Origin of the sequence: Nocardia sp. NPDC006630 (assembly GCF_040611495.1) — a bacterium.
GTDB lineage: Bacteria > Actinomycetota > Actinomycetes > Mycobacteriales > Mycobacteriaceae > Nocardia.
This window is the reverse complement of record NZ_JBEXOK010000002.1, coordinates 199305-219588: the sequence shown is the minus strand read 5'-3', so window position 1 is coordinate 219588 and position 20284 is coordinate 199305. Positions and strand designations below refer to the sequence as shown.

The 20284-nt window shown below is 66.9% G+C and carries 19 protein-coding genes; 16 read left to right on the top strand and 3 right to left on the bottom strand.

Translation table 11 applies throughout. From position 1 onward, the window contains the following. Positions 1-11: 11 nt before the first annotated feature. From ABZX86_RS05315 to ABZX86_RS05305, 3 genes are all read right to left on the bottom strand, one after another. A complete protein-coding gene (locus ABZX86_RS05315; protein ID WP_355120267.1) occupies positions 12-1418 on the bottom strand; it encodes an MFS transporter in 1407 nt (468 codons plus the stop codon). Next, entirely contained in the window at positions 1415-1861 is a 447-nt protein-coding gene (locus tag ABZX86_RS05310; protein WP_355120265.1) for a MarR family transcriptional regulator, read from the bottom strand. The genes ABZX86_RS05315 and ABZX86_RS05310 overlap by 4 nt, the downstream gene beginning before the upstream one ends. Positions 1862-1937: 76 nt before the next feature. Further along, the gene (locus ABZX86_RS05305; protein ID WP_355120263.1) at positions 1938-2810 is read right to left on the bottom strand and encodes an alpha/beta hydrolase; all 873 of its coding nucleotides are present in this window, start codon (positions 2808-2810) and stop codon (positions 1938-1940) included. A gap of 154 nt (positions 2811-2964) precedes the next feature. On the opposite strand from ABZX86_RS05305, the gene ABZX86_RS05300 reads away from it, so the two are divergent. From ABZX86_RS05300 to coaBC, 16 genes are all read left to right on the top strand, one after another. Next, positions 2965-4761 (top strand): ABC transporter substrate-binding protein/permease, encoded by a 1797-nt coding sequence (locus ABZX86_RS05300; RefSeq protein ID WP_355120261.1) that lies wholly within the window; start codon positions 2965-2967, stop codon positions 4759-4761. Beyond that, positions 4758-5528: an amino acid ABC transporter ATP-binding protein gene (locus ABZX86_RS05295; RefSeq protein WP_355120259.1), complete on the top strand. Its 771-nt coding sequence runs from the start codon at positions 4758-4760 to the stop codon at positions 5526-5528. The genes ABZX86_RS05300 and ABZX86_RS05295 overlap by 4 nt, the downstream gene beginning before the upstream one ends. Positions 5529-5868: 340 nt before the next feature. Then, positions 5869-6504: a bifunctional pyr operon transcriptional regulator/uracil phosphoribosyltransferase PyrR gene (gene pyrR / locus ABZX86_RS05290; protein ID WP_297628930.1), complete on the top strand. Its 636-nt coding sequence runs from the start codon at positions 5869-5871 to the stop codon at positions 6502-6504. Next, on the top strand, positions 6501-7466 hold the full coding sequence (locus tag ABZX86_RS05285) for an aspartate carbamoyltransferase catalytic subunit (RefSeq protein ID WP_355120257.1): 966 nt from the start codon (positions 6501-6503) through the stop codon (positions 7464-7466). Before pyrR ends, ABZX86_RS05285 begins: the two co-directional genes overlap by 4 nt. After that, positions 7463-8815 (top strand): dihydroorotase, encoded by a 1353-nt coding sequence (locus ABZX86_RS05280; RefSeq protein WP_355120255.1) that lies wholly within the window; start codon positions 7463-7465, stop codon positions 8813-8815. The genes ABZX86_RS05285 and ABZX86_RS05280 overlap by 4 nt, the downstream gene beginning before the upstream one ends. Next, positions 8815-9330 (top strand): transporter, encoded by a 516-nt coding sequence (locus ABZX86_RS05275; protein ID WP_355120253.1) that lies wholly within the window; start codon positions 8815-8817, stop codon positions 9328-9330. The genes ABZX86_RS05280 and ABZX86_RS05275 overlap by 1 nt, the downstream gene beginning before the upstream one ends. Further along, positions 9327-10445, top strand: coding sequence for a glutamine-hydrolyzing carbamoyl-phosphate synthase small subunit (gene carA, locus ABZX86_RS05270; protein WP_355120251.1), 1119 nt, complete (start codon positions 9327-9329; stop codon positions 10443-10445). The genes ABZX86_RS05275 and carA overlap by 4 nt, the downstream gene beginning before the upstream one ends. Beyond that, positions 10445-13750 (top strand): carbamoyl-phosphate synthase large subunit, encoded by a 3306-nt coding sequence (carB, locus tag ABZX86_RS05265; protein ID WP_355120249.1) that lies wholly within the window; start codon positions 10445-10447, stop codon positions 13748-13750. Before carA ends, carB begins: the two co-directional genes overlap by 1 nt. A 4-nt stretch (positions 13751-13754) precedes the next feature. Continuing rightward, positions 13755-14579 (top strand): orotidine-5'-phosphate decarboxylase, encoded by an 825-nt coding sequence (gene pyrF, locus ABZX86_RS05260; RefSeq protein WP_355120247.1) that lies wholly within the window; start codon positions 13755-13757, stop codon positions 14577-14579. Between the two features lie 71 nt (positions 14580-14650). Next, positions 14651-15493, top strand: coding sequence for a patatin-like phospholipase family protein (locus ABZX86_RS05255; RefSeq protein WP_355120245.1), 843 nt, complete (start codon positions 14651-14653; stop codon positions 15491-15493). 227 nt (positions 15494-15720) lie between these two features. Then, positions 15721-16563, top strand: a complete 843-nt coding sequence (locus ABZX86_RS05250; RefSeq protein ID WP_355120243.1) for a patatin-like phospholipase family protein — start codon at positions 15721-15723, stop codon at positions 16561-16563. A 59-nt stretch (positions 16564-16622) separates the two neighbouring features. After that, positions 16623-17048 carry a VOC family protein gene (locus tag ABZX86_RS05245; protein WP_355120241.1) on the top strand — a complete coding sequence of 142 codons (426 nt, stop codon included), beginning with the start codon at positions 16623-16625 and terminating at the stop codon, positions 17046-17048. 536 nt (positions 17049-17584) lie between these two features. Further along, positions 17585-17908: an integration host factor, actinobacterial type gene (gene mihF / locus ABZX86_RS05240; RefSeq protein ID WP_297624062.1), complete on the top strand. Its 324-nt coding sequence runs from the start codon at positions 17585-17587 to the stop codon at positions 17906-17908. 7 nt (positions 17909-17915) lie between these two features. After that, complete coding sequence (gene gmk / locus ABZX86_RS05235; RefSeq protein ID WP_355120239.1) at positions 17916-18497, top strand: guanylate kinase; 582 nt, start codon at positions 17916-17918, stop codon at positions 18495-18497. Between the two features lie 87 nt (positions 18498-18584). Beyond that, complete coding sequence (gene rpoZ, locus ABZX86_RS05230) at positions 18585-18851, top strand: DNA-directed RNA polymerase subunit omega (RefSeq protein ID WP_297624082.1); 267 nt, start codon at positions 18585-18587, stop codon at positions 18849-18851. An 83-nt stretch (positions 18852-18934) separates the two neighbouring features. After that, positions 18935-20155, top strand: a complete 1221-nt coding sequence (coaBC, locus tag ABZX86_RS05225; protein WP_355120237.1) for a bifunctional phosphopantothenoylcysteine decarboxylase/phosphopantothenate--cysteine ligase CoaBC — start codon at positions 18935-18937, stop codon at positions 20153-20155. The last annotated feature ends 129 nt before the right edge of the window (positions 20156-20284 follow it).

Here is a 20284-nt window from a genome sequence, read left to right as displayed (position 1 = left end):
TCGGTGGATGATCAAGCCGACGCGGCGTCCCGGGCGGGTCGGCCCGTCAGCCGCAGTGAGCGGTCCGCCAGTGTGAGGGCCAGAAACAATCCGGAGGCGACGAGCATGAAGAGCGCGAGATGGTGCAGCCCCGCCGCGCTGCTGCCGGCGGAGAGGAAGGCGCCGCCCGCGGCGGCGGCGCCCATCGCGCCGGCGTAGGTGAACGTTCGCAGTAGTCCGGCCGAGGAGGCGATGCGCTCCGGATCGGCCTGGTAGTAGACGGCATTCTGATTGGCCAGGCTGTTGAGGCCCTGCGGGATGCCCATGATGACGGCGACGCCCAGCAGCAGCCAGATCGCCGCGGCGCCCGGCATCAGGAAAAGTGCTGTGCAGCCCAGGATTTGGGCGATGCCGCCGACGATGAGCTTGCCGCGGATCACGGTGCGGCGTCCGGTGATCGCGGATACGGCGATACCGGTGATCGACAGCGGCAGCAGGATGAGTCCCGCGCCGGTGGCATTCAGTCCGCGACCGCTCTCGAGCCACTGGGTGAAGCCGTACAGGAAGCAGTAGCCGACCATGCTGGTCAGCAGGACACGCCCGTAGGTGGCGAGCAGCGGCACATTGCCGCCCAGCACCCGCACATCGAGAAACGGCTCCGGCGTGCGCAATTCGCGGATGATCAGCGCCGCTCCGGCGGCGATCGCCAGCACCGGCAGATACCAGTACGCCACTTGCGGTTTCATCAGGAACAGCAGCAGCGAGACCAGCAGTGCGGCGAACAATGCGATACCGGGCAGATCCAGTCCGGAACCCTTGCCGCGCTGCGGCGCAGGGGTTTTCGGCATCCGCAGTGCGCCCACGATCAGGCAGGCGATGGCGAGGGGGATATTGATCGCGAAGGTGGTACGCCACCCGCCGAGGTGAATCAGCAACCCGCCCAGGGTCGGCCCGATCACCACAATGGTCTGCCCCGCCACGGCGAGCGCGGTCAGGACCCCGGCGGGACTGTTCTTGCCGGTGCGCTCGGACTCGCTGCGGATCAGATACATCGACGCGGGATAGCCTGCGCAGGTGCCGAACCCGAGCACGATGCGGGCAAGTACCAGCACCAGCAGATCGGGTGCGAGCACGCCCATGATCCCGGCGATCCCGGTGAGCGTTGCACCGGCGAGATACAGCCGTCGCGGGCCGTACAGATCGACCAGCCGGCCGACCACCGGCTGCCCGATGGCGGTGGCCAGATACAGCGCCGACACCAGCCATGCGGTGGACGACGCGGGTGCGCCGAAGGCCACGCCGATCGGCACCAGAGATACCGCGATGATCGAGGAATTGATCGGATTGAGAATCGTCCCGAGCAGCATCGGGGCCAGCAGCTTGCGATCGAACCCGCTGCCGGATTCCGCCCGGAACCGGCGGGTGAGTACCGAACTCATTCCTGCCCGAGTCTTTCCAGCAGCGCCAGGGCGTCGAGCAGCACCTGCCTCTCGGCCTCGGTGTACCTGTCCTGCAGCGAGGTGGTCAGCCATTCCTCCCCGGCGCGGCGCCGGCCGTCGAAGAATTCGCGGCCTTCACCGCTGAGGGTCACCAGCTGCCGTCGCCGATCGAGCGGATCGGGCCGCCGTTCGATCAGCCCGCGCTCCTCGAGAATGTTCAGCGTCGCCGCGATGGCCTGCGGTCGCACCCGCTCGGCGGTGGCGATATCGCTCGCCGTCGTATCGCCCCGGCTCAGCCGGCTCAGCACCGACAGCTGTGACGGTGTGAGCTCGCGGCTGTCGGACTGCTCCTGGAACCGCCGTCGCAGGCGGCTGACCAATACTCGCAGCTCACGCGCGGCGAGCGCGGCTGATGCGGAGACGGTGAGGGCGGATTCGGTCATACGTCCACTGTAGATAGCCAACCCAGATTGTTCAATCTGGATTGGCTAATTAGTGGTGAACCGGCTCTCGATCAGCTCATTCGGTGCGCACGTGTGCGCGCACAAAATCGACGACCGCATCGGTGAACTCGTCATTGGCATCACTGGCGGCGGTGTGCGCGGCCGTACCGATCTCTGCGTAATCCGCGTGCGGGACCAGCTCCCGGAAGGCGCGCACGCCCTCCTCGCTCACCACATCGGAGAGCGCACCGCGCACCAGCAGGACCGGCATGGTCAGCTGCCGTGCCGCGTCCTCCAGCGGATCGGTATGGAAATCGATCTCCTCACCGCGCCCCGACAGCATGGCCGGATCCCAGTGCCAGTACCAGCGGCCGTCGTCACGCTGCCGCAGATTGCGCTGCAGCCCTTCGGGATTACGCGGCTTGCGGCGGTGCGGGAGATAGGCGGACACCACATCGGCGGCTTCTTCGAGACTCGCGAAGCCCTCCCGATTGCTGTCCAGGAAATTGATGACGCGCTCCACACCGGCGCGTTCGGGCCGCGGCACCACATCCACCAGGACCAGCCCGGTCATGCGATCGCGCTGCGGGTGCGCGCTGGCAATGAGACCGGTGAGTCCGCCCATGCTGGCGCCGACCACAAACGCGGGCTTGCCGAGCTGCTCGAGGACGCCGATGAGGTCCTCGACCATGGCATTGCGCGAATAGTTGCCGTCCGGCGCCCAATCGCTGTCACCGTGCCCGCGCGCATCGAGCAGGACCGCGTGCATGCCGGCCTTGGCCAGCGCCAGCCCGGAATCCTTCCAGGAGTGCCGGGTCTGGCCGCCCCCGTGTAGGAACACCACGAGCGGTCCGTCCTGGGGTCCCCAGCTGTCCGCGGCGAGTGCGATACCGCCCTGGCCGCGGAAGGTGACGCGGGCAGGTTCGGTGAAGTCGGCTTCATTGCTCACACACCGAGCATCGCACACAGCGGTTTACGGTGTATGAAGACCTGCCGCGCAGGTGCGGATTCGCGCCGTTCACGCGGCCGGGGAATTCGGGTTCCGGAGTCGAGGTGCGCGGATATCCACCGGCAAGGCCGCAGTGCCGCTATGGTTTTCGGGTATGGCTCGAATGGCCGGATCACGATCGCGTGCGGTGTTCGCGATATTGTCGATAGTCTTGATCCTGTGTACCACCGCCTGCTCGACCGGCGGCAATTCCGCGGGGCCCCGCGATCTGTGTTCCCCGCCCGGAGTGAACTTCGCGTCGGCCGCACCGCCGAACCTGGCGGCAGGCCCGACCGCGGGTGTCGATCTGTACACGACCCCGGCCACGGTTCCGCTCTCGCAGATCGATGCCGGCAAACTCGGGTTGATCAACCCCGGCACACTGAGCGTCGGCACGATCTCCGATGCGCCGCCGAGCGTCTGCGTGAATTCCCAGGGCGTCTTCACCGGCATCGACAATGAGCTGCTGAAGGCCATCGCGGCGAAACTCGGTCTGCGAGTGCAATTTTCGGGAACCGAGTTCGCGGGCCTGCTGGCGCAGGTGGCCAATCGGCGCTTCGACGTCGGCGCCGCGAGCATCACCGCCACCGATGCGCGCAGACAACTCGTCGACTTCACCAACGGGTACGACTTCGGCTATTTCTCGCTCGTCGTCCCCACCGGCAGTGCCCTCAAAGGCTTTCCGGATCTCCGGAAGGGGCTGCGCATCGGTGTTGTGCAGGGCACCGTGCAGAACGAGTATGTGGTCAACACGCTGCACCTGGACCCGGTGACCTTCCCCGACTTCACCACCGCCTACGCGAATCTGAAATCCGGACAGCTCGATGCCTGGGTGGCGCCGTCCGGGCAGGCGGCCGGTGCGATCAAGCCCGGCGATCCGGCGTCGGTCGTGCAGAACACCTTCAGTCTGCAGAACTATGTCGGCTTCGCGGTGCGCAAGGGCGATCAGCCGTTGACCGAGGCGCTCAATGCCGGACTGGATGCGATCATCGCCGACGGCACCTACGCCCGCATCTACTCCCAATGGGAGCCGCGGCAGTTCCCGCCGGGCTGGAAGCCGGGTTCGAAGGCCGCACCCATGCCGACGCTGCCGGATTTCGCCGAGATCGCCGCCGAACATCAGAGCGCCAAAACCGCGCAGGCCGCACCGAAATCGACACTGGCGCAATTGAAGGACACGTTCCTCGACTGGTCGCTCTACCGCAAGGCGTTTCCGGCGCTGTTCAAGACCGGTCTGCCGAACACCCTCATCCTGGCGGTGGTGTCGGGTGTGCTCGGCACCATCCTCGGGATGCTGCTAGCAGTGGCGGGCATCTCCCGCACGCGCTGGTTGCGCTGGCCCGCAAGGGTTTACACCGATATCTTCCGAGGCTTGCCCGCCGTGGTGACGATCCTGATCATCGGGCTCGGCTTCGGCCCCGTGTTCAAGGGCATCACCGGGAACAATCCCTACTGGCTGGGCGCGGTGGCGCTGGCGCTGCTGGCCTCGGCGTATATCGGTGAGATCTTCCGGTCGGGCATCCAGTCGGTCGAATCCGGGCAGCTGGAAGCCGCGCGGGCGATCGGCTTCGGCTATCGGCAGTCGATGACGCTGGTGGTGATTCCGCAGGGTGTGCGCCGGGTGCTGCCCGCCCTGATGAACCAGTTCATCGCGCTCATCAAGGACTCCTCCCTGATCTACTTCCTCGGCTTGCTCTCGACGCAACGTGAATTGTTCGCGGTCGGCCGAGATCTCAACGCGGAGACCGGGAATCTCTCGCCACTGGTCGCCGCCGGTCTGGTCTATCTCCTACTGACCGTTCCGCTCACGCACCTGGTGAACTATATCGATCAGCGCCTTCGGACCGGGCGGGCCGAAGCCCCCGCCGCACCGGTCGAGGAGGCCGCCATCACGGAAGGTCGCGGCGCATGAGCGAGCCGACCGAAGACGCGGCGCAGACCCCGGACCGGCCACGCAGCGCATCCCTCACCGGGACCGGCCTGAATCTGACGCTCGCTCACAATCATGTACTGCGTGGCATCGACATTCACGTCGACGCCGGCAAGACCACCACCGTCATCGGCCCTTCCGGTTCGGGTAAGTCGACCCTGCTGCGCGTACTGAATCGGTTGTACGAGCCGGATTCCGGCGATGTGCTGATCGACGGGCAGTCGGTGCTGCGCGAGGATCCGGATCGCTTGCGCCAGCGCATCGGCATGGTGTTCCAGCAGTTCAATCTGTTTCCGCATATGACCATCGCCGACAATGTGGCGCTGGGACCGCGGAAGCTGCGGGGACTGTCGAAAGAGGAAGCCCGCGCGGTGGCCGCGGAGCAGCTGGAGATCGTGGGCCTGGCGGGCCGGGCCGATGCGCGTCCGGCGAATCTGTCCGGTGGTCAGCAGCAACGTGTCGCGATCGCGCGGGCGCTGGCAATGAAGCCGGCGCTGATGCTGTTCGACGAGGTCACCTCCGCGCTGGACCCGGAACTCGTCAAGGGCGTGCTTTCGCTGATGGCCGACCTGGCCTCCGGCGGGATGACGATGATCGTGGTGACCCACGAGATGGGCTTCGCCCGTTCGGTTTCCGATCGCCTGGTCTTCATGGATCGCGGGCAGGTCGTGGAGTCGGGTGTGCCGGATCAGCTTTTCGACAATGCGGAAACTCCGCGACTACGGCAGTTCCTGTCCCAGGTCTTGTGACCGTCGCGCGAGACATGTGAGATTCCTCCCAGCATCACGTGCCGGGGGCGGATTCATCGCAGACCAATCGGTCTGAATCTTAACTACGGGATTGCTATTGCCCTGCCCCGCCTGCGAGGATTCGCCCGTGGAAACCTGCTGGTGCGCGCCGTATAGCGGGGTGATCACGGCAAATCGCCGACTCCGCGAAAGGTGTATCCCGGACAGCGCGCGAACCGGTCGCGAACACTCGGTTGCCACAGGGGTGCGGTGACGGCCTGACCCCGTACCGCTGCTAGGCTGCGTACCCGAAAAGACATCCTTTAACGGACCGTCCGGTGAGGCGGGGAAGGAGGTCGGCATGGCTGTGCCCGAAGATCGGGCGGCCAAGTCGAGCGCTGGCGAATACTCGCAGCGGCACGATCCCGCACAGGTGGAAGCCGGACGCGAATTGCTCTCCGATTCGGACGTCGGCCGGACCATCGCACGTATGGCGCACCAGATCATCGAGAAGACCGCTCTCGATTCCGGCGACCCGACCGCGCCCCGCGTGGTGCTCATCGGGATTCCCACGCGCGGAACGACTCTCGCCACTCGACTGGCAAGCCGCATCGAAGAGTTCTCCGGCGTGCGCCCCGCCGTCGGCTCCCTCGACATCACCCTCTATCGCGACGATCTGCGCAGCAAGCCGCATCGCCCGCTCGAGCGCACCTCGGTGCCCGAGGGCGGTATCGAAGACGTGCTGGTGGTCCTCGTCGACGATGTGCTCTTCTCCGGTCGCACCGTGCGCTCGGCGCTGGACGGACTGCGCGATCTGGGCCGCCCCCGCGCGGTGCAGCTGGCCGTGCTCATCGACCGCGGCCACCGCGAACTGCCCATTCGCGCCGATTACGTCGGCAAGAACGTGCCCACCTCCCGCACCGAGGACATCTCGGTGCTGCTGCGTGAGCACGACGGTCGCGACGGTGTGCACCTGCGTCAGGAGAGGGAGAAGTGAAGCACCTGCTTTCGGTCACCGATCTGGATCGCGCCAATGCCACCGGACTGCTCGACGATGCCGAGCGGTTCGAACAGGCGCTGCTCGGCCGTGAGGTGAAGAAGCTGCCGACCCTGCGCGGCCGCACCGTCATGACGGTGTTCTTCGAGAACTCCACGCGCACCCGGGTTTCCTTCGAGGTCGCGGGCAAGTGGATGAGCGCCGACGTCATCAATGTCAGCTCCTCGAGCTCCTCGGCCTCCAAGGGCGAATCGCTGCGCGATACGGCGCTGACCCTGCACGCGGCAGGCGCGGACGCGCTCATCGTGCGGCATCCGGCTTCGGGTGCGGCGCATCAGATCGCGCGCTGGTTCTCCCAGATGCAGGAGTCCAGCGGCGGCTTCGTCGGTCCCGGACCGGCCATCATCAATGCCGGTGACGGCACGCACGAGCACCCCACCCAGGCGCTGCTGGACGCGCTGACCCTGCGTCAGCGCCTCGGCGATCTGGAAGGTAAGCGGGTGGTGCTGGTCGGCGACATTCTGCACAGCCGGGTCGCCCGCTCGAACGCCTTCCTGCTCAGCATTCTCGGCGCGGAGGTGGTGCTGGTCGCACCGCAGACGCTGCTGCCGGTCGGCGTCGAAGCCTGGCCGGTCCGGGTGGCGAGCTCCCTGGACGCGGAACTGCCGGGCGCGGACGCGGTCATGATGCTGCGTGTGCAGGCCGAGCGCATGAACGGCGGCTTCTTCCCGTCGGCGCGCGAGTACTCGATCAACTACGGCCTGAGCGAACGCCGCCTCGGCATGCTCGCCGAGCATGCGGTGGTCCTGCACCCCGGGCCCATGCTGCGCGGCATGGAAATCGCCTCGGCTGTGGCCGATTCCCCCAAAGCGGCTGTGCTGCAACAGGTCAACAACGGAGTCCATATGCGCATGGCGGTGCTCTTCCGCCTGCTGGTCGGAACCGACGAGGTGGTGGCATGAGCATCCTGATCAAGAACGTTCTTCTTTACGGTGAAGGCGACCCGGTCGACGTCCTGCTGGCCGACGGCGAGATCCGTGAAATCGGTGCGGAGCTGGACGGCGGCGAGGCTGAAATCATCGACGGCGCCGGGCAATTCCTCTTGCCGGGCTTCATCGACCTGCACACGCATCTGCGGGAACCGGGTCGCGAGGACACCGAGACCATCGAAACCGGCTCTGCCGCAGCGGCGCTCGGCGGTTACACGGCCGTGTTCGCCATGGCGAACACCAGCCCGGTCGCCGATACCTCGGTCATCACCGACCATGTGTGGCGGCGCGGCCAGGAGGTCGGCCTGGTGGATGTGCACCCGGTGGGTGCGGTGACCGTCGGTCTCGAAGGTAAGCAGCTCGCCGAAATGGGCACCATGGCAGCCGGTCTCGCCTCGGTGCGCATGTTCTCCGACGACGGCCACTGCGTCTACGACCCGCTGATCATGCGCCGTGCGCTGGAATACTCGAACTCCCTGGGCGTGCTCATCGCCCAGCACGCGGAGGAGCCGCGCCTGACCAAGGGCGCGGTCGCCCACGAGGGCCCGAATGCCGCCCGCCTGGGCCTGGCCGGGTGGCCGCGCGCCGCCGAGGAGTCCATCGTGGCTCGCGACGCCCTGCTGGCCCGCGATGCCGGTGCGCGCGTGCACATCTGCCACGCCTCCACCGCCGGCACCGTCGAACTGGTGAAATGGGCGAAGAGCCAGGGCATTTCGATCACCGCCGAGGTCACTCCGCATCACCTGCTGCTCGACGATTCGCGGCTGGAGACCTACGACGCGGTGAACCGGGTGAACCCGCCGCTGCGCGAATCCTCCGATGTGGCCGCGCTGCGGCAGGCCCTCGCCGACGGTGTCATCGACTGTGTCGCCACCGATCACGCCCCGCACGCCGAACAGGACAAGTGCTGCGAATTCGCGGCCGCCCGTCCCGGCATGCTGGGCCTGGAAACCGCGCTGTCGATCATCGTGCAGACCATGGTTCGCCCAGGTCTGCTCGATTGGCGCGGCGTCGCGCGGGTGATGAGCGAAAACCCCGCGCGCATTGTGGGTCTGGATGATCAGGGCCGCCCGCTCGCCGTCGGCGAACCGGCCAATCTGGCGCTGATCGATCCGAATACCGAATGGACGGTGCGGGCGAAGGAACTCGCCAGCATCGCTCAGAACACTCCGTTCGAGGAGATGACCCTGCCCGCGAAGGTGACCGCCACCTTCCTGCGCGGCCGGATCACCTCCCGGGACGGGGTCGCCAGCGCCGCGCGCGGTGGCGATGAGGTCTTCGCCGGCGGAGACCGGCGGGTGGGGAACCGAGGAGGACCGTAATGGAGCGAACGCTGACGATTGTCGTGCTGCTCGCACTTTTCGCGCTGTGCCTGTGGGGCATGTACCGGGCCTGGACCGGCCGCGCGAAGAAGCAAGCGGCATCGATCGGTGAGCTGCCGGTGGTGCCCGCCGACTGCGGTGCGCAACTGCTGGAGCCGACCACGGGCATGTATCTCGGCAGCACCCTGGCGCCCAGCTGGATTCAGCGAATCACGGTGGGCGACCTGGGCTTCCGGGCCACAGCGGAGCTGACTCGGTTCGAACGCGGCATCCTGCTCGAACGTGACGGCGCGGGCACGGTCTGGATTCCGGAGGAGGCCATCACCGCCGTGCGCACCGAGCGCGGGCATGCGGGCAAGGTCATGACGGAAGGCGGTGTGCTGGTGATTCGCTGGAAGCTGCCGACCGGAACCGAGGTGGATACCGGATTCCGGGGAGACGACAAAACGGTGTACCCGGCGTGGACCGGGACGGCACCTACGAAACAGACGACGAAGACGGGAGACGAGGCATGAGCAGCGGCGATACCGCAGTGATGGTGCTCGAGGACGGCCGCGTATTCCGCGGGACGACATTCGGCGCCGTCGGACAGACTTTGGGTGAGGCGGTGTTCTGCACCGCGATGACCGGGTACCAGGAGACCCTCACCGACCCCAGCTACGACCGGCAGATCGTGGTGGCCACGGCCCCGCAGATCGGCAATACCGGCTGGAACGACGAGGACGACGAGTCCGGCAAGATCTGGGTCGCCGGTTACGCCGTGCGCGATCCTTCGCGCCGCGCCTCCAACTGGCGCTCCAAGCGCACGCTGCAGCAGGAGCTGGAGAACCAGAACGTCGTCGGCATCGCGGGCATCGACACCCGAGCCTTGGTGCGCCACTTGCGCACTCGCGGTTCCATGAAGGCCGGCGTCTTCTCCGGCGAGGCGCTCGCCGATTACGAGGAACTCGTCGCGCGGGTCAACAACCAGCCCTCCATGCTGGGCGCGGACCTGGCCGGTGAGGTCTCGACCGACGAGATGTACACCATCGAGCCCGACGGCGAGCACCGCTTCACCGTGGTGGCGGTCGATCTCGGCATCAAGTCCAACACCCCGCGCATGTTCGCCCAGCGCGGTATCCGGGTGCACGTGGTGCCCTCCAATGTCACGCTGGACCAGATCAAGGAACTGAGCCCCAACGGCGTGTTCCTGTCGAACGGTCCCGGCGACCCGGCCACCGCCGACGGCGCCGTGGCGCTGACTCAGGCTGTGCTGCAGGAGAATCTGCCGCTCTTCGGCATCTGCTTCGGCAACCAGATCCTGGGCCGCGCGCTCGGGCGCAATACCTACAAGATGAAGTTCGGCCACCGCGGCATCAATATCCCGGTCATCGAACACCACACCGGCCGCATCTCGATCACCGCGCAGAACCACGGCTTCGCCCTCGAGGGCGAGCGCGGCGAGGTCTTCGACACCCCGTTCGGCAAGGCCGAAGTCAGCCACATCTGCGCCAATGACGGTGTTGTCGAAGGTGTTCAGCTGGTCAGCGGGCGCGCCTTCTCGGTGCAGTACCACCCCGAGGCCGCCGCCGGACCGCACGACGCCGCCTACCTGTTCGATCGCTTTGCCACGCTGCTGGAAGGAGCCTGATGCCTCGCCGCACCGACCTCAATCACATCCTGGTGATCGGCTCGGGCCCGATCGTCATCGGCCAGGCTTGCGAGTTCGACTACTCCGGTACCCAGGCCTGCCGCGTGCTCAAGGCCGAGGGGCTGCGAGTGTCGCTGGTGAACTCGAACCCGGCGACCATCATGACCGACCCGGAGTACGCGGACGCCACCTACGTGGAGCCGATCACCTGGGAGTACGTCGAGAAGGTCATCGCCAAGGAGCGTCCCGACGCCATCCTCGCGACCCTGGGCGGCCAGACCGCGCTCAATTGCGCTGTCGACCTGCACGAGAACGGCATTCTGGAGAAGTACAACGTCGAGCTGATCGGCGCGGACTTCGAAGCCATCCAGCGCGGTGAGGACCGGCAGAAGTTCAAGGACATCGTCGCCAAGGTCGGCGGCGAGAGCGCCCGCTCCAAGGTCTGCTACACCATGGACGAAGTCCGCGAAACCGTTGCGGAACTGGGCTTCCCGGTGGTCGTGCGCCCGTCCTTCACCATGGGCGGCCTGGGCTCCGGTATGGCCTACAACCACGAGGATCTCGATCGCATCGCCGGCGGCGGCCTCGCCGCCTCGCCGACCGCGAACGTGCTCATCGAGGAATCCATCCTGGGCTGGAAGGAATTCGAGCTCGAGCTCATGCGCGACCGCCGCGACAATGTGGTGATCGTCTGCTCGATCGAGAATGTGGACCCCATGGGCGTGCACACCGGTGATTCGATGACCGTCGCCCCGGCCATGACCCTCACCGACCGCGAGTACCAGAAGATGCGCGATCTGGGCATCGACATTCTGCGCGAGGTCGGCGTGGACACCGGCGGCTGCAATATCCAGTTCGCGGTGGACCCGGCCGACGGGCGTCTCATCGTCATCGAGATGAACCCGCGGGTGTCGCGCTCGTCCGCATTGGCTTCCAAGGCAACGGGTTTCCCCATTGCCAAGATCGCCGCCAAGCTGGCCATCGGCTACACCCTGGACGAGATCGTCAACGACATCACCAAGGAAACCCCGGCCTGCTTCGAGCCCACGCTCGACTACGTCGTGGTGAAGGCGCCGCGCTTCGCCTTCGAGAAGTTCCCGGGCGCCGACCCGACGCTGACCACCACCATGAAGTCGGTCGGCGAGGCAATGTCGCTGGGCCGCAACTTCTCCGAGGCCCTGGGCAAGGTGCTGCGGTCGCTCGAGACCAAGGCCACCGGCTTCTGGACGCTGCCGGACGGCGAGTGGACCGACACCGAGGCGATTCTCGAGGATCTGCGGACCCCCACCGAGGGGCGCATCTACCAGGTCGAGCGGGCACTGCGCCTGGGCGCGAGCATCGAGGACACCGCCAAGGCCTCGGGCATCGACCCGTGGTTCGTGGCCGAGGTCGCCGCACTGGTGGAGCTGCGCCAGGAGATCATCGACGCACCCGTGCTCGACGAGGCGCTGCTGCGCCGCGCCAAGCACTACGGTCTGTCCGATCGCCAGATCTCCGCTCTGCGACCGGAACTCGCGGGTGAGGACGGCGTGCGCACACTGCGTCACCGCCTGCACATTCGCCCGGTGTTCAAGACCGTCGACACCTGCGCCGCCGAGTTCGAGGCCAAGACGCCGTACCACTACTCGGCCTACGAGCTCGATCCCGCCGCCGAGTCCGAGGTCGCGCCGCAGCGTGAACGCGGCAAGGTGCTCATCCTCGGTTCGGGTCCGAACCGCATCGGCCAGGGCATCGAATTCGACTACAGCTGTGTGCATGCCGCGCAGACGCTGTCGGCCGCCGGGTACGAGACCGTCATGGTCAACTGCAATCCGGAGACCGTCTCCACCGACTACGACACCGCCGATCGCCTGTACTTCGAGCCCCTGACGTTCGAGGACGTGTTCGAGGTGTACCACGCGGAAAGCGAATCCGGCACCGTCGTGGGCGTCATCTGCCAGCTCGGCGGCCAGACCCCGCTGGGCCTGGCGCAGAAGCTGACCGATGCGGGCGTGCCCGTGGTCGGCACTTCGGCGGCCGCCATCGACCTGGCCGAGGACCGCGCCGAATTCGGCGATGTCCTTGTCGCGGCGGGACTTCCGGCGCCCAAGTACGGCACCGCCACCACCTTCCCGGCCGCCAAGAAGATCGCCGCCGAGATCGGCTACCCGGTGCTGGTGCGCCCGTCCTACGTGCTGGGCGGACGCGGTATGGAGATCGTCTACGACGAGCAGACCCTCGAGGGTTACATCTCCCGCGCCACCGATATCAGCCCGGATCGCCCGGTGCTCATCGACCGGTTCCTGGAAGACGCCATCGAAATCGACGTCGACGCGCTGTGCGACGGCGACGAGGTCTACCTGGGCGGCGTCATGGAGCACATCGAGGAGGCCGGCATCCACTCCGGTGACTCGGCGTGCGCCCTGCCCCCGATCACCCTGGGCCGCAGCGATATCGAGGCGGTGCGCCGCTCCACCACCGCGCTCGCGCACGGTATCGGCGTCAAGGGCCTGCTGAATGTGCAGTACGCGCTCAAGGACGATGTGCTCTACGTCCTCGAGGCCAATCCGCGCGCCAGCCGCACCGTGCCGTTCGTCTCCAAGGCCACCGCGGTACCGCTGGCGAAGGCCGCGGCGCGTATCGCGCTGGGCGCCACCATCGCCGAACTCCGCAAGGAGGGCCTGCTCCCGGCCGAGGGCGACGGCGGCACCGTGCCGATGGACGCCCCGGTCGCGGTCAAGGAGGCGGTCCTGCCGTTCCACCGCTTCAAGCGGCCCGACGGCAGCGGCATCGATTCGCTGCTCTCGCCGGAAATGAAGTCCACCGGCGAGGTCATGGGCATCGACGCCGACTTCGGCACGGCATTCGCCAAGTCCCAGACCGCTTCCTACGGTTCGCTGCCGACCGAGGGCGCCGCCTTCGTCTCGATCGCCAACCGCGACAAGCGGGCCATGGTGTTCCCGGTCAAGCGCCTGCACGATCTCGGATTCCGCATCCTGGCCACCGAGGGCACCGCGGAAATGCTGCGGCGCAACGGTATTCCGTGTGAGCAGGTGCGCAAGCACTCGGACGAGAAGACCGATCAGCCCAGCATCGTGGACATGATCAAGGACGGGGACGTCGATATCGTCTTCAACACCCCGTACGGCAATAACGGTCCGCGCGTGGACGGTTACGAGATCCGCACCGCTGCGGTGAGCGCGAATATCCCGTGCATCACCACGGTGCAGGGTGCGGCCGCGGCAGTGCAGGGCATCGAGGCCACCATCAACGGCGGCATCGGCGTGCGGTCCCTGCAGGAGCTCCACGCCACCCTCCGGGGCTGATCCGATGACGAGTTTCGGTGTGCGGCTGCGGGATGCGATGCACAAGCACGGACCGGTGTGTGTGGGCATCGACCCGCACCCGCCGCTGCTGCGAGCCTGGGGCCTGACCGAGGACACCGACGGCCTGGCGAAGTTCACCGACGCGTGCGTCGAGGCCTTCGCCGGCCGGGTGGCCCTGGTCAAACCGCAGGTGGCGTTCTTCGAAACCTACGGTTCCGGTGGAATCGCGGTGCTGGAGAACGCGATTGCCGCACTGCGCGCGGCGGGCACCCTGGTGCTCGCCGATGCCAAGCGCGGCGATATCGGCTCGACGATGGACGCCTACGCGCACGCCTGGCTCGGTGACGGCCCGCTCGGCACCGATGCCGTCACGGTGTCGCCGTACCTCGGATTCGGTTCCCTCGCACCGGCGCTGGAGCTGGCGAAGGCGAACGATCGCGGTGTGTTCGTACTCGCCGCCACCTCCAATCCGGAAGGTGCGGAGTTGCAGCGCATCACCGGTCCCGACGGCCGCACCATCGCCCAGCGCATGGTCGACGATGCGGCCGCCGCCAATGCGGGCGCGGAATTCGGTTCCGTCGGTGTGGTCATCGGTGCGACGCTCACCGAGGCGCCGGACCTGTCCGCCCTCAACGGCCCCATCCTCATGCCGGGTGTGGGCGCGCAGGGCGGGGGAGCGGACTCCATCCGCAACCTGGTCCCCGCGGGCGATCTCGGCGCGGTACTGCCGAACGTTTCCCGCGAGGTTCTCAAGTCCGGACCGTCCGTCACCGCGCTGCAGGCGCGCGTGGCCGAACTGGCCGACGAATTCGCCTTCCTGCAGCACTGATCAACCGGTAGGCCCGCGACGACGCCGATTCTCTCGGTGCCGTGGCGGGCCGTTTCGGTACAGTGGGGACCATGTCTGACGCAGTGTCGCCCAACGGTATTCGCCATGCTCTCGTCCTGGGCGGTGGCGGCGCCGTCGGCATCTGCTGGATGGCGGGCCTGGCCCAGGGGCTGCAGGAGGCGGGCATCGACCTGTCCCTCGCCGACCGGGTGGTCGGCACCTCCGCGGGCTCGGTGGTCGGCGCCGTCCTCACCGGCCACGGCGATGTGCAGCGCCTGCTCATCAGGCCGGAACCGGATTCGGCACGGCCGCCGATAGATCCGTCGGGCTTCGGCGAGATCATGAATCTGCTGCTCAACTCCGGCCTGCCCGCGAACGAGGCACGCAAACTGGCGGGCGCTCGTGCGCTGGAAATGAATGTGGGCGATCCGGCCGATCACGTCGCCCGGATCGGCGGTCTGGCCGCGGTCTCCGACTGGCCCGAGACCGATTTCATCGTCACCGCCGTCGATATCACCACCGGTGAGCGCCACGCCTGGACCCGCGCGGGCGCCGCGACCCTGCCCGAGGCACTGGCCTCCAGCACCGCGGTTCCCGGCATCTTCCCACCCATCACCGTCGACGGACGCTACTACATCGACGGCGGTCTCGGCTCGCCCATCAATGCCGATCTCGCGGCCGGCGCCGAGCTCATCGTGATCATCGAGCCACTGGCCCACATGTTCCCGCACGCGCCCAGGGACAGCGAATTAGGCGGCGCCGCAACCCTGTCCATCGTCCCCGACTCCGCCGCCATCGCCGCGATCGGCCCAGATGTCTTCAGTTCTGCTGCCCTGGAGCCTGCTTATGACGCCGGCTACCGCCAGGCCGCCGAGGCGGCCCCGCGCTTGAAGGCCGTCTGGCCGACCCGCTGAATTCGCTGCCCGCGCCAGGTTCTCAGCCGAAACCCTTCTCGTGCCGGGTGGCGGGCCCGCGGGGCGGGAGCGTGAACTCTCCTGCCCTGGTCCCATAGCCAATGGCGCCCGGCGAAGTCGATCAGCCGCGCTACAACGGCGCAGGTGTGCATACCGCGATCCGCGGCAGTGAGTCGACCTGCAGTCGATCTCGGTGCCGCGCCGGGCAGCTTCGGTACTGTGGGGGCATGTCTGACGCGGTGTCGCCCAATGGAATTCGCCATGCGCTCGTACTCGGAGGTGGCGGCGCTGTCGGCATCTTCTGGATGGTCGGGCTGGCAGCGGGTTTGCGGGCGGCGGGCGTAGATCTGGCGCTGGCCGATCGCTTTGTCGGCACCTCGGCCGGTGCGGTGGTCGGTGCGATGCTGGCAGGGGGCGGTGAGCTGCCGAGTCCGGAGACCCGGCCGGCGCCCGATACGACACAGGCGCAGCCGAATCTGAACGGCTTCACCGAGATCATGACGCTCGCCGCGACCCCCGGACTCACTCCGGCCGAGGTGGTGCAGCGGATCGGCGCCCGCGCGCTGGAGTTGCAGGTGGGTGATCCGGCCGACCACATTGCCAGGATCAGTGACCTCGCGGGCGTGTCCGACTGGCCCGACGCAGATTTGATCGTCACGGCCCTCGACACCACCACCGGCGAGCTCCAGACCTGGACCCGCACCGGAATGGCTTCGCTCCCCGAAGCACTGGCCTCCAGTACCGCCGTTCCCGGTGTCTTCCCGCCGATCCCGATCCGCGGCCACCACTACATCGACGGCGGCCTGCGCTCACCCATCAATGCCGATCTGGCCGCCGGCGCAGATCTGATCGTCATCATCGAACCGCTCGCGCACCTGTTCCCGCATTCCCCGTCCGACAGCCAATTGGGCGGCGCCACAACATTGTCCATCGTTCCCGACGCCGACACCCTCACGGCCTTCGGCCAGGATCTTTTCGATATCTCGACGTTGGTGCCCGCATACGAAGCAGGCGTCCGGCAAGCCTCCGACGCTGCTCTGCGCTTGAAAGCGGTCTGGCCGACCCGCTGAATTCGCCACCTTTCACTAGAGTTTTTCGAGAGTCACTCGAAGTGAAAGGTGGATTCTTCATGTCCGGTCCCGACCTGGGCCTGCTCTCCTACGGTCAAACCCGTGTGCTGGTAGACGATTTCGCGGACAGCTATCGCTTCTACCGCGACATCCTCGGGCTGCCGCTCAAGCATCATGAGCCGGGCGAACCGGAACCCGAAGCCGGTCCCTACGCCTGCTTCGTCGCAGGTGATGCCGATGTGGCTCTGTTCACTCGCGCCTACATGGACGCGGCGGTCGGTGTCGAACATCGGCCACGGGACGGTGTCGACACCGTGGTGGTCGTGCTGCGGGTCAGCGATGTCGATGCGGCCGCCAAGATCGTCGAGGCGCGTGGCGCGGAACTCGCCACCGTGCCCGTCGACCAGCCCGCATGGGGCACGCGCGTGGCGCATCTGCGCGCCCCGGAGGGCACGTTGATCGAACTCTGCCAGTACGACGACTGACCGAGCGCTTGCCTGATCGCCCGCCTGGCCCGGCGCGTTGGGTGAAACGCCCGGGAAGTCGCATCGGTGAGGTTTAACCCGTCTGTGGCCGCGCCAGGGGGCAGGACATGTCATCGGGGCGGCACGCGGGGGCTGGACCTGCGGCGGAATCGAGTCTTCGAACGGTGTTCGAATGTGTCGGGTGATGCGCGACACGCGGTGCGAAATCGTGCGACACGCCGAGGAAATCCAGAAAGTTCCAGGTCGGATGATTACAGCTCGGTCACGGTCTGAATCGGACATTCGGTACCGGGTTCGCGGGCCTTTCCGGAGGCCGAAAAACCGCTGATGACAAGGGGATTCGCCATCCCGGCGGCAGGGGCGGGGCAGCCGGTGCGCGAGGGCCGACGCGGATGTGCATTCCACCCGGTCGCGCCCGGAATCACGCGCTGACCTGGGGGGTGGGTTCGCAATCGCCAAGCGTCGTGGGTACGGTCGCTGAGACCGCCGGTTCGAACGGCGGGAGTACAAGCAATGAACGACGAGACGGAGGAACCGTGGCCCTTCCCCAGCTGACTGACGAGCAGCGCGCCGCTGCTTTGGAGAAGGCGGCTGCCGCCCGGCGCATTCGGGCGGAGCTCAAGGAGCGCCTGAAGCGTGGCGGTACCGATCTGAAGACGGTCCTTGCTGATGCCGAGAAGGACGAAGTTCTCGGCAAGATGAAGGTTTCAGCGCTGCTCGAGGCCCTGCCGAAGGTTGGCAAGGTCAAGGCTGCCGAGATCATGAGCGAACTGGAAATTGCACCGACCCGCCGACTGCGCGGACTGGGCGATCGGCAGCGTAAGGCGCTGCTGGCCCGGTTCGACTTCACCGCGGAATAATCCGAGGGTGGTCGAACACACTCGGAAGGGCCGGCTGGTAGTCCTGGTCGGCCCCTCGGCCGTCGGTAAGTCCACTGTCGTGCGCTGCGTGCGCGAACGACTGCCCGAATTGGTATTCAGTGTGTCGGCCACCACCCGGGCCCCCCGGCCCGGTGAGGTCGACGGTCGCGACTACCGATTCGTCTCCCGCGAAGAATTCGACGTCATGATCGCGACGGACGAACTCCTCGAATGGGCCGATATCCACGGTGGACTGCAGCGGTCGGGAACCCCGGCCGCACCTGTGCGCGAAGCGCTCGCGACCGGACACTCGGTCTTGATCGAGGTGGACCTCGAGGGGGCACGCTCGATCCGCAAGACCATGCCGGAGGCCACGTTGGTCTTCCTGGCCCCGCCCAGCTGGGACGAACTGGTATCCCGGCTCACCTCGCGAGGCACTGAATCGCCCGAGGTCATAGCGCGAAGGCTGCAAACCGCCAGGACAGAATTGGCGGCCTGTGACGAGTTCGACACCGTCATAGTGAACGACGAGGTGACCAGTGCCTGTGAGCAGTTGGTATCCTTGTTCGTTAGCACAATTTCGAGGTAGTCCTCGTATATCGACCGGCCCATCTTCGAAGTGGGCCGGCTCCACCTCTCGAACAACCCCGCAGGAGCCTTCCTAGTGAGTACTGAAATGAAGACCGCGGCCATCTACGACACTCCGATCGGCCTGACCAACCCGCCGATCGATGAACTGCTGGAGCGGACCTCGTCGAAGTACGCGCTGGTCATCTACGCAGCCAAGCGGGCCCGGCAGATCAACGACTACTACAACCAGCTCGGTGACGGCATTCTCGAATATGTCGGCCCGCTGGTCGAGCCGGGTCTGCAGGAAAAGCCGTTGTCGGTGGCCATGCGCGAGATCCACGCCGACCTGCTGGAGCACACCGAGGGCGAATAAGCCCCCGGCGTTGCGGCAACAAGCAGGCATCTCTACTACGGCGCTGGAGGCGTAGTGACGACAGAATTCACCCGGGGCATGCGGTGACCCGGGTCATCGTCGGTGTCGGCGGCGGTATCGCCGCATACAAGAGTTGCGCCCTCGTGCGCCGGTTCACCGAAACCGGGCACGAGGTTCGCGTAATTCCCACCGAGTCGGCATTGAACTTCATCGGCAAGGCCACGTTCGAGGCGCTGTCCGGTCATCCCGTGCACACCGGTGTTTTCGCCGATGTGCCCGAGGTGCCGCATGTGCGACTCGGCCAGGAGGCCGAGCTGATGGTCATCGCTCCCGCGACGGCGGATCTCATGGCGCGTGCCGCTGCCGGCCGCGCGGACGATCTACTGACCGCCACACTTCTCACCGCCCGATGTCCCATCCTGTTCGCGCCCGCGATGCACACAGAAATGTGGGAGCACCCCGCGACGATCGCGAATGTGGCGACACTGCGCGCCCGCGGCGCCATGGTCATGGAGCCGGCGCACGGGCGGCTCACCGGATCCGATACCGGCGCAGGCCGTTTGCCGGAGCCGGAGGAGATCTTCAGCTTCGCCTCACTGCTGCTCGAGCGCACCGATGCGGTGCCGCGGGATCTCGAAGGCCGGCGCATCATCGTTTCGGCGGGCGGCACGCGTGAGCCGCTCGATCCGGTGCGGTTCCTGGGCAATCGCAGTTCCGGCAAGCAGGGCTATGCCATTGCCCGGGTTGCCGCGCAGCGCGGCGCGCATGTGACGCTCATTGCGGGCAACACCATCGGCCTGGAGCCCCCGGCTTCGGTCGAGGTCGTGCATGTGACCACCGCCGAGCAGTTGAAGGTGGCCGTCGACAAGCACGCCATCGGCTCGGACGCGGTCATCATGGCTGCCGCGGTGGCCGATTTCCGGCCCGTGAACGTCGCCGCCGCGAAGATCAAAAAGGGTGCGGACGAACCGAATTCGATCGAATTGACCAAGACCCCGGATATTCTCGCGGGTCTGGTGCAGTCCCGTCGCGACGGGCTGCTGGCGGGCACCGCGATCGTCGGCTTCGCCGCCGAGACCGGTGACGAGCACGCCGATGTGCTCACCCACGCCCGGGCCAAACTGGTTCGCAAGGGCTGTGACCTATTGGTGGTCAATGCGGTCGGCGAGGGCAAGGCCTTCGAGGTCGACCACAACGACGGCTGGCTACTCGGCGCCGACGGCACCGAGATCGCGCTGGACCACGGATCCAAGGCATTGCTGGCGAGCCGGGTGCTGGATTCGCTCGGTCCGCTGCTGCGCTGACCGCTGATCCATGCCCGGCCGAGGGCGACACACCGACAGGGCGGGCCGCTGGCTCGGATGGGCAACTGTCTGAGCCACAATATTGGCCATCTGGGGACGTCGTTCCCCCGCAGTCGGTGGTTTGGAATA